This is a genomic window from Vibrio cholerae (assembly GCF_008369605.1).
Classification (GTDB): domain Bacteria; phylum Pseudomonadota; class Gammaproteobacteria; order Enterobacterales; family Vibrionaceae; genus Vibrio; species Vibrio cholerae.
On the sequence record NZ_CP043554.1, the window covers coordinates 217,837 to 233,277 of the forward strand.

Genomic DNA, 15,441 nt, shown 5'->3' on the forward strand with positions numbered 1-15,441 from the left:
AATTTCTTACAAAAAAGCCCTGAGGTTGAACTCAGGGCGATCAATTTAGAAACAATATTTCTGCATGGCTCGTGATAGCACGCGTACCGTTGGGTCAATAAATTCAAACGCCAAAAACTCATCCGGTTGATGAGCTTGATCGATCGAGCCTGGGCCTAGTACTAAGGTCGGGCAGATTTGCTGCAAGAAGGGCGCTTCGGTGCAGTAGTTTACGGTCTGTGCTTCTTGCTCACAGATTTCGCTAATGCCATGAATAAACGGGTGATCATGAGCGCACTCATAACCGGGGATCGGGTCATGCAGCGGGACGAGTTCAATGCGCCCCGGCCACTTTTGCTGTACCTCACGTAGAGCGTCACGCATCAGGTTATCTAAACCATCTAAGCTAATGCCTGGCAGAGGGCGAACGTCATAATGCAGTTCGCAGCAACCACAAATTCGGTTTGGGCTATCGCCACCATGAATGTGACCAAGGTTCAGCGTTGGAGTCGGAATTTCAAATCCCGGATGGTGATATTCTTTAATTAAGCGATCGCGCAGCTGCATGAGAGCAAACAGCACTTCGTGCATGATCTCAATCGCATTGACCCCCAGCGCTGGATTGGATGAATGGCCAGATTTACCGGTCACGCGAATGGCATTCGCCACATGGCCTTTGTGCGCCCGGATCGGCACCAAGCTGGTGGGTTCACCGATGATGCAGTAATCCGGTTTAAATGGGGCGTTTTCGGTAAAGTGGCGTGCACCGAGCATGGTGGTTTCTTCATCGCACGTTGCGAGTACATACAACGGCTTGGTTTGTTTGCTCCAATCGACATTTTTCACCGCTTCATAAATAAAGGCGAAGAAACCTTTCATATCCGCGGTTCCTAATCCATAGAAGCGATTATTGGCTTGCGTGAGCGCATGCGGGTTGTAATTCCAACGGCCCTCATCAAACGGCACAGTATCACTGTGTCCTGCTAATAATAAGCCGCCTTCACCGCTACCGAGCTTGGCAATCAAGTTCTGCTTATTCGGTGCGACTTGCTCAATTTGAATCGAAAAACCGAGCGCGCTGAGCCAATCGGCTAATTTTGCGATCACCTGCTCATTACCTTCATCCCAGCGCGCATCAGTCGAACTGATTGAAGAGGTTGAAATCAGGCCTTCATAGACCTCAAGGAAACTGGGTAACGGCATTTTATCTTTGCTCCTGCTATTGACAGAGTGTCGGCGAAACTGTAAAACACATATTAAATCACTTTAAGTGAATAAAAAACCAATTAATCGCAATTTTGAAAGATGAATAATCAGCGTTATCCGCTCTCTTTCACCACTTAATACGGATGTTTTTGATGTTAAAAACCACCATCATCGGCGCAAGCGGTTACACCGGAGCAGAACTGGCTCTTATGGTGCACAAACACCCACAACTCACGCTATCAGGTTTATACGTTTCCGCCAACAGTGTGGATGCGGGCAAATCGCTGGCGCAGTTGCATGGTCGAGTGGCAGGGCTGATGGATATGCCAGTGCAAGCCTTGACTGATGTGGATGCTGTTGCGGCCGAGTGTGATGTGGTCTTTCTGGCCACCGCGCATGAAGTGAGTCATGACCTCGCGCCGCAATTTCTCGCTCAAGGCTGTCAGGTCTTTGATCTGTCTGGTGCATTTCGGGTGCAGAGCGAGTCGTTTTATCCAACCTTCTATGGCTTTGCGCATCAGCATTCTGAATGGTTGGAAAAAGCGGTGTATGGTCTTGCTGAGTGGAATGCGGAAGCAATCAAAACCAGCCCAATGATTGCCGTTGCGGGTTGCTACCCCACCGCATCGCAACTGGCGATTAAGCCTCTGTTGGTGGATGGGTTAATCGACACCACCCAATGGCCAGTGATTAACGCGGTGAGTGGTGTCTCTGGTGCGGGACGTAAAGCCACCATGACCAACAGCTTCTGCGAAGTGAGCTTGCAGCCCTACGGTGTGTTTAATCACCGTCATCAACCAGAAATTGCGACTCACCTAGGCTGTGAAGTGATCTTCACTCCGCATCTTGGCAACTTTAAGCGCGGCATTCTGGCCACCATCACCATGAAATTGGCGGATGGTGTCACCGAGCAGCAAGTCGCAGAAGCTTTTAGCAAGGCGTATCAAGATAAGCCGTTGGTGCGTTTCAGCAATGGTTTACCACGGATTCAAGATGTCGAGTTTACCCCATTTTGTGACCTCGGCTGGAAGGTACAAGGACGTCACATCATAGTGGTGTCTGCTATCGACAATTTATTGAAAGGCGCATCGAGTCAAGCGATGCAGTGTTTAAATATTCACTACGGTTTCGATGAATTAACCGCGTTGGTGTAAGGGTTCAACATGTCAGATCTTAAGCTCAGTCCTTTAGTGATTAAGTTAGGCGGTGCGGCGCTCGATTGCGCAGAGACACTTAGCAAACTGTTTGGTGCGATTGCCCAATACCAGAACCAAGCCCAACGACGCATCGTGATCGTGCATGGTGGTGGTTATCTGGTCGATGAGTTGATGGCGAAGCTGCAACTGAAATCGGTCAAGAAAGATGGTTTGCGCGTCACTCCGTATGATCAAATTCCGATCATTGCCGGCGCTCTGGCTGGTACAGCGAACAAGATGCTACAAGGCCAAGCGATCAAAGATGGCATCAATGCCGTGGGTTTGTCACTGGCGGATGGCGGTTTGTGCCATGTCGAGGAGTTAGATCCTGAACTGGGCGCGGTCGGCAAAGCCACGCCGGGCGATTCCACTTTGCTGCAAGCGATTTTGGCAACCGGTGCGATGCCCATCATTAGCTCGATAGGCCTAACTGCGCAGGGGCAGATGATGAACGTCAACGCTGACCAAGCAGCGGTGGCTGTGGCGGGTGCTCTGGATGCGGAATTGGTCCTGCTCTCGGATGTCAGTGGTGTACTGGATGGCAAAGGCCACCTCATTGCCACTTTGGATGTTAAACAAGCGGATGCACTGATTGCCGGCAAAGTGATTACCGACGGCATGATCGTCAAAGTGAAAGCAGCCTTGGAAGCGGCGCAAGATTTAGGACGTCCGATTGAAGTGGCTACCTGGCGTTACCCAGAGAAGCTCGCCAAGTTATTTGGCGGCGAAAGCATCGGCACCCGTTTTCTACCTTAAGATTTTAAGTCACTAATTTGATTAAACCTGAGCACTGACCGCCAAGCGCAGAGCCAGGAATATGGAGATACATCAATGAGTAAAGTACAAGTTAAAAAAGTAGTTGTGGCATATTCTGGCGGTCTGGACACGTCGGTGATCATTCCATGGTTAAAAGAAAATTATGACTGTGAAGTGGTGGCGTTTGTGGCTGACGTTGGTCAAGGTGATGAAGAGCTGAAAGGCGTAGAAGCCAAAGCACTCTCATCGGGTGCCTCTGAATGTTACATCGTTGACCTGAAAGAAGAATTCGTAAAAGAGTACATCTACCCAACGCTGAAAACTGGCGCTTACTATGAAGGTAAATACTTGCTTGGTACTTCCATGGCGCGTCCGGTGATTGCTAAAGCGCAAGTTGAGATCGCGCGTAAAGTGGGAGCGGATGCACTGGCGCACGGTTGTACTGGCAAAGGTAACGACCAAGTGCGTTTTGAAGGGGCTTTTGCGGCACTGGCTCCAGATCTGCATGTGATTGCGCCTTGGCGTGAGTGGGATCTGCGTAGCCGTGAAGCGTGTTTGGATTACCTTGCCGAGCGCAACATTCCTTGTGCGGCGTCATTGACCAAGATCTACTCGCGTGATGCCAACGCATGGCACGTTTCTACCGAAGGTGGCGTTTTGGAAAGCACATGGAATGCGCCAAACGAAGATTGCTGGGTGTGGACCGTCGATCCTGAGCAAGCGCCTAACGAAGCGGAATATGTCACGCTGCAAGTGGCTCATGGCGAAGTGGTCGCTGTTGATGGTGAAGCCATGACCCCTTACAACGCTTTGCTGTACCTCAACCAAAAAGGTGCGAAGCATGGTGTAGGTCGTATCGACATCGTCGAAAACCGTTTGGTGGGTATGAAATCTCGCGGCTGTTACGAAACTCCGGGAGGCACCATCATCATGGAAGCGCTGCGCGCGGTTGAGCAACTGGTGCTGGATAAAACCTCATTCGAATTTCGTGAAGAGCTGGGTATTAAAGCATCACACCTTGTTTATGATGGTCGTTGGTTCACGCCACTACGTCAGGCGGTATTTGCGGCAGCCGATGAGCTAGCGAAAGATGTCAACGGTGAAGTGGTGATTAAACTGTATAAAGGCCAAGCCGTTGCAACGCAAAAACGTTCGGCTAACAGCCTCTACTCAGAAGATTTCGCGACCTTTGGTGCCGATGAAGTGTATGACCACAGCCACGCAGGCGGCTTCATCCGTCTCTATTCGCTGTCAAGCCGCATCCGCGCTCTGAGCCAAAACAAGCAGTAATCAGCGCAGTCATCGGTTTATATAATAAGGATCGCACTGCGATCCTTATCCCCTTCCTAATTGAAGTTGCAGCGGTGTTGGCTACGTTCATTCACCCCAATCACATAGTTTATCTATGCTCATGGGGATTCACTCACTTGCCGCCTACCTGCCACTCCAATGAGTTTGGGGGACATTTTCAGTTATCACATCCTCGACGGCGGTTGCGGTGAGAGGAAAGCAGGAGATTAAGCATGGCATTATGGGGCGGAAGATTTACCCAAGCGGCAGACAGTCGGTTCAAATCATTCAACGATTCCTTACGTTTTGATTATCGATTGGCTGAGCAAGATATTGTTGGATCAATCGCTTGGTCAAAAGCCTTGGTCTCCGTCAATGTCTTGAGCGTGCAGGAGCAACAACAGTTAGAGCAGGCGTTAAATCACCTATTGCAATCGGTTCAGCAAGATCCGGAGCAAATCTTAGCCTCTGATGCAGAAGATATTCACTCTTGGGTCGAGCAGAAGCTGATTGAGCAAGTCGGTGATCTCGGTAAAAAACTGCACACAGGGCGTTCACGTAATGATCAGGTCGCAACCGATCTTAAGCTCTGGTGTCGCGATCAGGGCGTTCATCTGCTCCTTGCTCTGAAAACGCTACAACAACAGTTGGTGGCAGTGGCGGCTGAACATCAAGCGACAGTTTTGCCGGGCTACACTCATTTGCAACGTGCGCAACCGGTGACGTTTGCCCATTGGTGTTTGGCTTATTTGGAGATGTTTGAGCGTGATGAGTCCCGTTTGACTGATGCTCTAGCGCGTTTAAACACCTCACCACTGGGTTCAGGTGCATTAGCGGGAACCGCTTACACGATTGATCGTGAGGTGTTAGCGGCAGATCTTGGTTTTACTCGCGCGACACGTAACTCGCTGGATGCGGTCTCCGATCGCGATCACGTGATGGAGCTGATGTCAGTCGCATCGATCTCTATGCTGCATTTGTCGCGTTTGGCGGAAGATATGATCTTCTACACCACAGGTGAAGCGGGCTTTATTGAATTGGCTGATACGGTGACTTCTGGCTCTTCACTGATGCCACAAAAGAAAAACCCCGATGCACTTGAGTTGATCCGCGGCAAAACCGGACGCGTCTATGGTGCATTGGCGGGGATGATGATGACAGTCAAAGCTCTGCCTCTCGCGTACAACAAAGACATGCAAGAAGATAAAGAAGGGCTGTTTGATGCGCTCGACACTTGGTTTGATTGTTTGCAAATGGCGGGACTTTGCTTTGATGGCATTAAAGTCAATGCGGCGCGTACGTTAGAAGCGGCCAAGCAAGGCTACTCGAACGCGACTGAATTGGCGGATTATCTGGTTGCGAAAGGCATTCCATTTCGCGAGGCGCACCATATTGTCGGGGTAGCGGTAGTCGCAGCTATTGGCAAGGGTGTAGCGTTGGAAGAGCTTTCTTTGGCCGAACTGCAACAGTTTTCGCCTTTGATTGAGCAGGATGTCTATCCGATCCTGACTATTCAGTCTTGTTTAGAGAAACGCTGCGCACTGGGTGGCGTATCACCCAAACAAGTGGCGCATGCTCTTCAGCAAGCTCAAGCGCGCGTGAAGTCTTAACATTTCAGCGAGCTTGTCGATCCTATGAGATAAATGGAAAAAAACAGTGGTGCAACTGTTTGAGTAATAAGAGGAATCATCTCGGAGAAAAAAGATCGTAAAAAAGATCATTTTTTTATGAACCTTTTGCTTAGAGCTCTGTCTATTACTGTACCACTGCTTTTTCTTAGAAGACTCTAAGAAGGCCCTAAATCTGTACTAGGTTTAGGGCTTTTTTCTTTTCTGCGTAGCAGAAAGTTTAATACAGGTTCTAATCCTCTTTTCCTTGTCGTTTACGCCAAGGCAAGATCACGTACTTCATCCATAAATGCAGAAACAGTAAGCCGTTAAAGGCAAACCCCGCAAGGATCAAGCTGATCGACTCGATGCTAGCGGGATCCTCTTTAAAGCCCCAAAACCAAATGATCCACACGACAACGGACAACACCGTGAGTTGATCCATACAGCGTTGACAGCGACCAATTTTTTTCCAAAACCAATGTTCGCTGCACTCTCCACAAGCCATACGCTTCACCTTAAGCCAAAAGATGTGATTGTCAGTCGGTGAACAACACCGAGTTGCTAAAACATCAAGGAGTATAACTCAGCGCAAGTATGATGCCGAAGCCTGAGTGCAGAGTTAAGGGTAGTGAGAAGTGAATGAGCTAAAGCAAATACAATCTAATCCAAAAAGCCTGAGGTTGATCTCAGGCTTTGGCATTTTTACAGAAAGAATCGGTTCTGAGTGCGCGGGAAATTAACAGCCCGGACCACAATCTAAACAGTGTTTGATCATCTCAGGGCCTAAGTGCAGCTTCGCGTTTAAATCACGCAGAGCAGTGCGTACCCCTTCCTCAATCACCGGATGGTAGAAAGGCATATCGAGCATCTGCGAAATGGTCATCTGGTTTTGATGCGCCCAAGCTAGCAAGTGTGCTAAATGCTCAGCATTCGGTCCCATCATCTCCGCACCAAGGAAACGGCCAGTGCCTTGCTCGCCATACACATGCAGCAAGCCTTTGTTGCGCAGCATCACTCGTGAGCGGCCTTGGTTTTCAAACGACACTTCACCCACGGCAAAGCAGCCACAGTTACCCAAACGCTGAGTCAATTGCTTATAGGTTTCTCCAACCATGGCAATTTGTGGGTCAGAAAACACCGCAGAAATTGGCGAGCGGCGTAAACCCGCGCGAATTTCAGGGAAGCGGCCTGCGTTATCGCCGGCAATGCGTCCTTGATCTGCAGCTTCATGCAGCAGCGGGATCTGGTTGCTGGCATCGCCTGCAATAAAGATCGAAGGTACCGAGGTTTGCAACGTGTAGTGATCTGCTTTGGGTACACCACGCTCATCCAGCGCCACATCGGTATTGTCCAGTGCGAGCTTATCAACGTTGGGACGACGACCTGTTGCGGCAAGCACATAATCCACGATGAAGGTTTCTAGCTCACCTTGTTGGTTGATAAATTGGATTTCCACTTTATCGCCAGCAATACGTTTCATGCTTTCGACTTTGACGTCTGCATCAAGATAAAACTCTTGTTGGAAAGCACGATTCGCGTAAGCCATGACGTCAGGATCAGTTAGTGGTCCTACTTGACCGCCTAAGCCAAACACTTTCACTTTCACCCCTAAACGATGCAGGGATTGGCCAAGCTCTAAACCGATCACACCCGGACCAAACACAGCGACGGCTTGTGGTAGGTCATCCCACTCAAAGACGTCATCGTTGACCACAAGGCGATCGCCGAGCTCATTCCATACTGCTGGATAAGCAGGGCGAGAACCCGTCGCAATCACGATACGTTTGGCATGAATACGCGTGTGATCATTCACTTGCAGCGTATGGTTATCAATAAACTTGGCGTAGCCTGCAATCTTGTCTTGTTCAGGAATGGAATCCACCCCTTCCAGCACAAAACCGACAAAGCGATCTCGTTCGCGTTTGACGCGATCCATCACTTCACGTCCATTAATCACAATTTCACCTTGCGGGTAAACCCCAAAGCCGGGCGCTTTTTCAATCTGGTGTACACTTTCTGCCGCGGCGATCAGCAGTTTGGAGGGCATACAACCCACTCGCGCACAGGTGGTGCCGTAAGGGCCGCCTTCAATCATCACCACATTCTGAGTGTAAGCTTTCGCTGCACGATAAGCGCCAAGGCCAGCAGTACCACCGCCGATCACGGCGACATCAACGTGAATCTGTTTCATTATGGATCCTCAATCGGTTTGTTCTCAGTCTGAAAGGGCAGTTTTAGGCTCCCGGATGGGAGCCTAGAAACTTATTGATTTAGGTAGACTTCTAAGTCGTCGCTGCCACCAATGTGTTTACCACCGATAAACACTTGCGGCACCGTGGTACGGCCAGAAACAGCGCGCAGGCTCACTGTGGTGGCGTCTTTACCTAAAATCAGCTCTTCATACTGTAGACCGGCATCAATCAGCGCTTGTTTCGCCTTGGCGCAATAAGGACATCCAGGCTTAGTGAAAATAGTCACTGATTCTTGCACCTTGTATTGAGGGGCAATGTATTTGAGCATGGTATCGGCGTCCGATACTTTGAACGGGTCGCCCGGCTCATTCGGTTCGATAAACATTTTTTCTACCACACCATCTTTAACCAGCATGCTGTAGCGCCATGAGCGTTTACCAAAGCCAAGGTCATTTTTATCCACCAACATGCCCATACCATCGGTAAATTCACCATTACCATCAGGAATGAAGGTGATGTTGTCGGCATTTTGGTCATCTTTCCAAGCATTCATCACGAAAGTATCGTTGACCGATACGCACAGAATGCTGTCGACACCATGCTCTTTAAAGACAGGGAACAGCTCGTTGTAGCGCGGTAGGTGAGTGGATGAACAGGTTGGAGTAAAGGCACCCGGCAAGCTAAACACGATAACGGTTTTGCCTTTGAACAGTTCATCGCTAGTCACATTGACCCAAGCGTCACCTTGGCGAGTAGGAAAAGTAACCTGTGGAATGGTTTGACCTTCTTTAGATGTAAACATTGTGTTCCTCATTTGTGAAATTTAATTTTAAATCAATAGGATGTGTTTCGTTGTTGATGGCTATTGTTAAAGAAAAGCTTTGATAGCTCTAATCGTTTAATGCTATGGTTTTAATAGATGCATTCTATCTGGGGAAGCTATGAACATTCGTGATTTTGAATACTTGGTCGCATTAGCTGACCACAAGCATTTCCGTAAAGCGGCAGAAGCGTGCTTTGTCAGCCAACCCACCTTGAGTGGCCAGATCCGTAAGTTGGAAGATGAAATTGGAACGACTTTGCTTGAGCGCAGCAGTCGTCGAGTTCTGTTTACCGAAGCGGGGCTACAACTGGTTGATCAGGCAAAGAAAATCCTTTCGGAAGTGAAAACGTTTAAAGATATGGCTAACCAGCAAACCGGAGCCATGACTGGGCCGTTGCACATTGGCTTTATTCCGACCTTAGGGCCGTATTTACTGCCGAAGATCATTCCTACTTTGAAAGAACGTTTCCCTGAATTGGAGCTGTATCTGCATGAAGCGCAGACTAACCAGTTAGTGCGTCAGCTCGAAGATGGCAAACTGGATTGCTTGGTGCTCGCTTCGGTGGAAGAGACGGCACCTTTTAAAGAAATTGAGCTGTATAACGAAGTGTTGAGCATTGCAGTGCCTTGCGATCATGCTTGGGCGGCGCGTGACGAAGTGGACATGCTGGAGCTGAAAGGTAAGACCGTATTGGCTTTAGGAGATGGGCATTGCCTGCGCGATCAAGCGTTAGGTTTTTGCTTTGCTGCGGGCGCGAAAGATGATGAACGCTTTAAAGCCACCAGTTTAGAAACGTTGCGCAATATGGTGGCTGCAGGCGCAGGGATCACCTTATTGCCTGAGTTAGCCTTACCTGAAGATAAAACCAAAGATGGGGTTTGTTACCTGCGGGCGGTTAACCCGATTCCATCGCGTCGACTCGTCTTGGCTTATCGCCCAGGCTCGCCTTTACGCCAGCGGTTTGAGCAGTTGGCAGAAGTGATTAAACATCGCTTACAGCAAAGCGAGTAAGACGGCGAATCCAATACAAAAAAGAGGCTGATGATTCAGCCTCTTTTTTATTGGGTTTTCTGTGCCAGAGGTTATTAGAACAGCTCTTCGCCAGAGCTGGTCGAATAGATGGACTCATTGACATGTTCGCTGACGTATTCCGTCGGCTCAGTGCCGGCTTCGAAATACTCAAACATCGAGCTCGAATCTAACTTATTGGTCAGTAACCCCGTATCGCGGTCAATGCGGACACGAACGATATTGTTCGGTACCACTTTCTGTTGAACGGGCACATCTTGTAGCGCGAGAGACATAAACTCAACCCAAGCCGGCAAGGCGGTTTTACCACCCGATTCGGCACCGGAAACATCATCTTCAATGTTTCGATTCGGCGCTGTTCTCCCTAGGTTACGGCTATGATCATCAAAGCCCACCCAAGCCACACCAACGATGCCTGGGGCATAACCGTTGTACCATGCATCTTTTGAGTCGTTGGTGGTACCGGTTTTACCGCCGATGTCGCGGCGTTTCAGTGCCTGTGCACGCCAACCGGTACCGTTCCAACCGGTATCTGAGCTCCACTCACCGCCACCCCAAATATTGCTGTACAGCATTTCACGCGTTAAGAAAGCGTTTTGCTCGGAAATCACTTTTGGGGCATAAGGGCTTGCTGCGTCTTGTTCGGCAAACTCATCAAGCTCCGATGAGCATTCACGGTGGCAGACGACTTTCGGCTCTGCGCTAAACTCAATGTTGCCAAATGGATTTTCGACGCGGCTGATGTAGAAAGGTTCAACGAAGTAACCATTGTTAGCAAAAACCGAGAAGCCTTGTGCCATTTGTACAGGAGTCAAGCTGCCTGCACCGAGCGCAATCGTCTCAGAACGCGGTAACTGATCTAATTTGAAACCAAAGCGAGTCAGGTATTCGCGTGTTTCATCCAAACCCACTTCACGCAAAACGCGCACGGCCATAACGTTTTTCGATTGGGCTAAACCAATTCTTAGTCGTGTTGGGCCAGTGTAGGTTGGTGGTGAGTTCTTCGGACGCCATGCCGTGCCTTGACTCTCATCCCATTGGTTAATCGGCGCATCATTAATCAGTGTGGCTAAAGTGAGCCCTTTATTCAGCGCTGCAGAGTAGATAAATGGTTTGATACTTGAACCTACTTGACGTACTGACTGGGTAGCTCGGTTAAATTTGTTGTGCACAAAGTTAAAACCACCAACCAACGCAGTGACCGCGCCGTTTTCTGGATTCATCGCGACAAATGCGGTGTTGGCATTCGGAACTTGAGTTAGCTTCCAAGCGGTAATCGCGCCATCTTGGGTGCGTGGACGAACCCAAATTTGCTGTCCTGCGGCTAAAAATTCATTGGCACTTTTCGGAAGTGGGCCTTGGCGATCGTCGTTGATAAAACGGCGCGCCCAATTCATGTCTTCCCAAGCGATGGTTTGCACACCATAGCTTTTTACCCATACTTGAGCCGATTTTTCTTCAACGCTGAGAACCGCGGCAGGGAACATATCGCCATAAGTGGGCTCATTGCTCAGGTATTCAGACAGCTGAGTGCTGCTCCAAGCCGGTTGATTGGCTTGCCATAACTCTTTTTCTGCACCGCGATAACCGTGACGCTCATCGTAAGCCAACAGGTTATTGATCGCGGCTTGGTTAGCGGCTCTTTGCAACTTAGAGTCGACCGTTGTGTAGACATTCATGCCTGACGTGTAAGCGGCTTCTTCACCGTAGCGTTCAACCATCCATGCGCGAGCAATTTCAGCCACATACGGTGCGTTTAACTCAATCTCTGCACCATGGAATTTGGACAGCACAGGTTCGGCACGCGCAGCATCGTATTCCGCTTTAGTGATGTATTTTTCATCCAGCATACGCTGCAGCACCACATTACGACGGTTGGTCGCACGCTCGACGGAATAGATAGGGTTCATGGTTGAAGGAGCTTTTGGCAGGCCTGCAATCAGCGCAATTTCACCTAAGGTTAGATCTTTCACCTCTTTACCGAAATACGCTTGCGCAGCCGCGCCGACGCCATAAGAACGGTAGCCGAGGTAAATTTTGTTGAGATACAGCTCTAAGATCTCTTGCTTGCTTAACAGTTGCTCAATATGGATCGCAATGAAGATCTCTTTGACTTTACGCATCACCTTCTTCTCATTAGAGAGGAAAAAGTTACGCGCAAGTTGCTGAGTAATGGTACTGGCACCTTGCGAAGCACTGCCCGAGGCGAGTACAGCAAAGGCGGCACGCGTGATACCAATCGGGTCAAAACCGTAGTGCTCGTAGTAGCGAGAGTCTTCGGTCGCAATCACCGCTTCGATCAACTCTTTAGGCATCTCTTCCAGCTTGAGCGGGATGCGGCGTTTTTCACCAAATTGGGCGATCAGTTTGCCGTCTTGACTGAAGACTTGCATCGGAGTTTGTAATTGGACATCACGTAGAGTGGCTACATCTGGCAGATCTGATTTCACATAGAAATAGAAACCAAAGATTGTAGTGACTCCAAGAATAATGCAAATCAATGAAAATACTAATAAACGCTTTATGAACTTCACCGGAGAATCCCTGTTTAGTTGAGGCTGCACTAATGCAAACCCTTGTACTCTAGGCTAAAACCTTAGCTCGCAAAATATCATCTGCCTATTTATTGAGAAAATAGGTCTATCGAGCTGAACCTCTTTACTGGAGCTTAGCCTCATGGGTAAATCATTAGTTACGGGTATTGATATCGGCCACCACAGCATTAAAGCTGCGGTGCTCAAACCTATGGGCGACACTTATGCGCTTGTGGGGTATGAGGAGTTGCTCGTTACCGCTGATATTTTCACCGATAATCACACGCTCGATTATCAGAAAATTGTAAAGAAACTAAAAGAACTAAAAAAGGGTTTGCCTCTATTTAGTCATAAAGTCGCGATAGCAATCCCGGATAGCGCCGTGATTAGCAAAGTATTACAAATAGATAGCGATCTTGAGCAGCGCGAGCTGGAATTTGCTGTCTATCAAGCCTTCTCGCATCAATCTCCATTCCCCGTTGAAGAGCTGAGCCTCGATTTCGTCAAAGTGACGGAAAAAAGCCTCGCCCGCAGCAGCACGACGACCTTCCAAGTGTATGCCACCAAAAAAGACGTGGTCGACAGTCGTTTGCATGCCGTTAAAAAAGCGGGTTTTGAACCTGTGTTGATGGATGTGCAAGTACATAGTTTGTTGCATTTATGGCAACTCGCTAGCCGTGCGTATCGACGTCCAGACTGGATGTTGGTGGATATTGGCTACACCCAAAGTTCATTGTGCCTCGATTTTCCGGAAAAAATGCCCTTTTACAAAGACGTGCCATTAGGAACTCGTCAATTGGAATCAGAACCCAGTGCTGTGAACTCATTGAATCATCCACTGTTACACGATCCCACACAGCGGTTTATTCAAGAATTGGTCGACAAAATTGCGCGGCAAATCCAGCTTTTTACTTCAGTGCACGGGACTCAAAGTCTTGGCGGTTTATGGCTATCGGGTGGCGGTGCCACGCTTTCTGGTTTAGAGGACGCGCTTTATCAACGCTTGTCACTGCCTTGCGAAGTGCTCAATCCGTTTTCACTGTTCAAAAACAATGTGGCAAAACGCAAACACCCACTGGTTGATGGCCAGCGTTTTAGTACCGCCGCCGGTCTTGCATTGCGAGGCTTAGCTTGGTTGGAGAGTGAGCATGTTGCATAAGGTCAACTTACTGCCGTGGCGTGATGCACGGCGTGAAGCACATAAGCGGCGCTTTTTGGGGTTAGTGACACTCGGTGTTTTGCTGGCGGTGTTGATGCAATTTGCCGCCGGTGAATACTTGGGCGGACAAATGGCTTTGCAGCAAGAGCGGATTGGTTATTTGCAACAACATATCTTCTCGCTGGATCAGCAGATCGCTAAGTTGAAGATCGCTGAAGAAGAACATAAGGCGTTATTGACTCGTTTGACTGTGGTGGAGCAACTACAGCAAAAGCGCAATAAAACGACTGAGTTTATGAACCAAATGCCCAACCTGATCCCTGAAGGCGTCTATGTCGACAAGATCAAGATGAATGGCCATCAGATAGAAATAACCGGGATTAGCGATTCCACCGCTCGCTTGGCAACCATGCTCGATAACTTGGAGAAGTCGGACAAATTAACCGATGTTGAAATGCATGAAATCGTTTCAGGGAATAAGCGATTTGGTAAGCAATTTCAGAGCTTTAAAGTCTCCTTCCAAATTTTAACCCCAGCCTCTAACCCGCAAGAGGGAGGTGCACACAATGGCTAGTTTGCAAGAGCTAGAACTGGATGAAATTAGTGAATGGCCGCTGCTGCCTCAGTTGGTGGTGATTCTGCTTATCATGCTACTGATCCAAGGTGCTGGTTATTGGTTCTATCTCATGCCTAAACAAGATGAGATTGCGCTGTTAAAGCAGGAAGAGGAAACCGTCAAGGCCACACTGCGCATCAAAGCCAATAAAGTGGCGGTATTGCCGCAGATTCAAGCTCAGTTGGATGAGCTCAAAGAGCGTTACGATTTTTTACTGCGCCAGCTACCGGTGCAAAAAGAGTTAGCCAGCATGCTGGCGTCAGTCAACCAGCTTGGGCTCGATAGTTCGCTTACCTTTACGCGGATTGATTGGGGGGAGCGTGAAAGCCAAGAGTTTCTTTACCGCTTACCGCTCAATATCGAACTGACGGGGAGCTATCACGATATTGGCGATTTTTCGCAAGCGATTGCCAAGTTACCGCGCATCATCAACTTCGACGATGTGGACTGGCAGCGGGTCAGCCAAGAGAGTAGCACGCTGCACTTTCGAGTCAGAGCCTACACCTACCAATTTAAGCAGGAGGTGGATGATGAAAAATAAGCCACTTGGATTATGGCTGATGAGTTTGCTGGTGTTGGTCGGGTGTAAGGCGAACCAAGATGATTTGACCTCATACGTCGCGCAAGTTGAGCGTGAAGCGCGCAAAGAAGTGACTAAGCTCAAACCCATTTTAGAGTTTGAAGCCACGCCCTATCAGCAGCACAAGGGGCGTGAGCCGTTTGTCTTACCGAAAGAAGCGTTAGTGCAAAACCAACCGCTGGCCAAAGCCGACTGTTGGCAACCCGTGCCACGTGCGAAAAATGGGCCGTTGGAGCGTTATCCATTGCACCAATTGCGCTTAAAAGGGGTGATGAGCAGCGGGGGCAGTATCTCTGCCTTAGTGCAAACGCCGGCAGGGAGTGTGGTCAAGGTTAAGGCAGGTCAATATGTCGGAATCAATAATGGCAAAGTCACCCGAGTCGACGACAACTATTTGTTAATTAATGAAACTTTGCCTGATGGCTTAGGGTGTTGGAATCAGCGTAACGTCAAGCTGGCTTTAAAATAAT

14 protein-coding genes are annotated in these 15,441 nt (G+C 48.9%); 9 read left to right on the forward strand and 5 right to left on the reverse strand.

The features are described 5' to 3' along the window. Positions 1-45: 45 nt before the first annotated feature. A complete protein-coding gene (gene argE, locus F0316_RS01075) occupies positions 46-1,182 on the reverse strand; it encodes an acetylornithine deacetylase (RefSeq protein WP_001130857.1) in 1,137 nt (378 codons plus the stop codon). 155 nt (positions 1,183-1,337) lie between these two features. On the opposite strand from argE, the gene argC reads away from it, so the two are divergent. The 4 genes from argC (at position 1,338) to argH (ending at position 6,037) form a co-directional block, all read left to right on the forward strand. Continuing rightward, on the forward strand, positions 1,338-2,339 hold the full coding sequence (argC, locus tag F0316_RS01080) for an N-acetyl-gamma-glutamyl-phosphate reductase (RefSeq protein WP_000921329.1): 1,002 nt from the start codon (positions 1,338-1,340) through the stop codon (positions 2,337-2,339). 9 nt (positions 2,340-2,348) lie between these two features. Continuing rightward, positions 2,349-3,137: an acetylglutamate kinase gene (argB, locus tag F0316_RS01085; RefSeq protein WP_001281565.1), complete on the forward strand. Its 789-nt coding sequence runs from the start codon at positions 2,349-2,351 to the stop codon at positions 3,135-3,137. Positions 3,138-3,212: 75 nt separating this feature from the next. Continuing rightward, complete coding sequence (locus tag F0316_RS01090; protein ID WP_000049171.1) at positions 3,213-4,427, forward strand: argininosuccinate synthase; 1,215 nt, start codon at positions 3,213-3,215, stop codon at positions 4,425-4,427. A gap of 233 nt (positions 4,428-4,660) precedes the next feature. Next, entirely contained in the window at positions 4,661-6,037 is a 1,377-nt protein-coding gene (gene argH, locus F0316_RS01095) for an argininosuccinate lyase (RefSeq protein WP_149560150.1), read from the forward strand. Between the two features lie 250 nt (positions 6,038-6,287). Here the strand turns inward: argH and F0316_RS01100 are convergent, their stop codons facing one another. The 3 genes from F0316_RS01100 to F0316_RS01110 all read right to left on the reverse strand — a co-directional run bounded on the left by F0316_RS01100 (position 6,288) and on the right by F0316_RS01110 (position 9,031). Next, entirely contained in the window at positions 6,288-6,542 is a 255-nt protein-coding gene (locus F0316_RS01100) for a DUF3624 domain-containing protein (RefSeq protein WP_000742075.1), read from the reverse strand. A gap of 231 nt (positions 6,543-6,773) precedes the next feature. Continuing rightward, positions 6,774-8,228: a dihydrolipoyl dehydrogenase gene (locus F0316_RS01105; RefSeq protein ID WP_149560151.1), complete on the reverse strand. Its 1,455-nt coding sequence runs from the start codon at positions 8,226-8,228 to the stop codon at positions 6,774-6,776. Between the two features lie 71 nt (positions 8,229-8,299). Beyond that, positions 8,300-9,031: a glutathione peroxidase gene (locus F0316_RS01110; protein ID WP_000495223.1), complete on the reverse strand. Its 732-nt coding sequence runs from the start codon at positions 9,029-9,031 to the stop codon at positions 8,300-8,302. Positions 9,032-9,170: 139 nt separating this feature from the next. Here F0316_RS01110 and oxyR point away from each other — a divergent pair, with 139 nt between their 5' ends. Beyond that, entirely contained in the window at positions 9,171-10,064 is an 894-nt protein-coding gene (oxyR, locus tag F0316_RS01115; RefSeq protein ID WP_149560152.1) for a DNA-binding transcriptional regulator OxyR, read from the forward strand. Positions 10,065-10,138: 74 nt separating this feature from the next. Here oxyR and F0316_RS01120 read toward each other — a convergent pair whose 3' ends face one another. Next, the gene (locus tag F0316_RS01120; protein WP_162808121.1) at positions 10,139-12,616 is read right to left on the reverse strand and encodes a penicillin-binding protein 1A; all 2,478 of its coding nucleotides are present in this window, start codon (positions 12,614-12,616) and stop codon (positions 10,139-10,141) included. A 142-nt stretch (positions 12,617-12,758) separates the two neighbouring features. Here F0316_RS01120 and pilM point away from each other — a divergent pair, with 142 nt between their 5' ends. Genes pilM through F0316_RS01140 form a run of 4 tightly spaced genes read left to right on the forward strand, consistent with a single transcriptional unit; the run spans position 12,759 to position 15,440 of the window. Continuing rightward, positions 12,759-13,775: a type IV pilus assembly protein PilM gene (gene pilM / locus F0316_RS01125; protein ID WP_000520443.1), complete on the forward strand. Its 1,017-nt coding sequence runs from the start codon at positions 12,759-12,761 to the stop codon at positions 13,773-13,775. Then, a complete protein-coding gene (locus tag F0316_RS01130) occupies positions 13,765-14,349 on the forward strand; it encodes a PilN domain-containing protein (RefSeq protein WP_000902746.1) in 585 nt (194 codons plus the stop codon). The genes pilM and F0316_RS01130 overlap by 11 nt, the downstream gene beginning before the upstream one ends. Further along, the gene (locus F0316_RS01135) at positions 14,342-14,932 is read left to right on the forward strand and encodes a type IV pilus inner membrane component PilO (protein ID WP_000157690.1); all 591 of its coding nucleotides are present in this window, start codon (positions 14,342-14,344) and stop codon (positions 14,930-14,932) included. The genes F0316_RS01130 and F0316_RS01135 overlap by 8 nt, the downstream gene beginning before the upstream one ends. Next, complete coding sequence (locus F0316_RS01140; RefSeq protein WP_000792032.1) at positions 14,922-15,440, forward strand: pilus assembly protein PilP; 519 nt, start codon at positions 14,922-14,924, stop codon at positions 15,438-15,440. Before F0316_RS01135 ends, F0316_RS01140 begins: the two co-directional genes overlap by 11 nt. The last annotated feature ends 1 nt before the right edge of the window (position 15,441 follow it).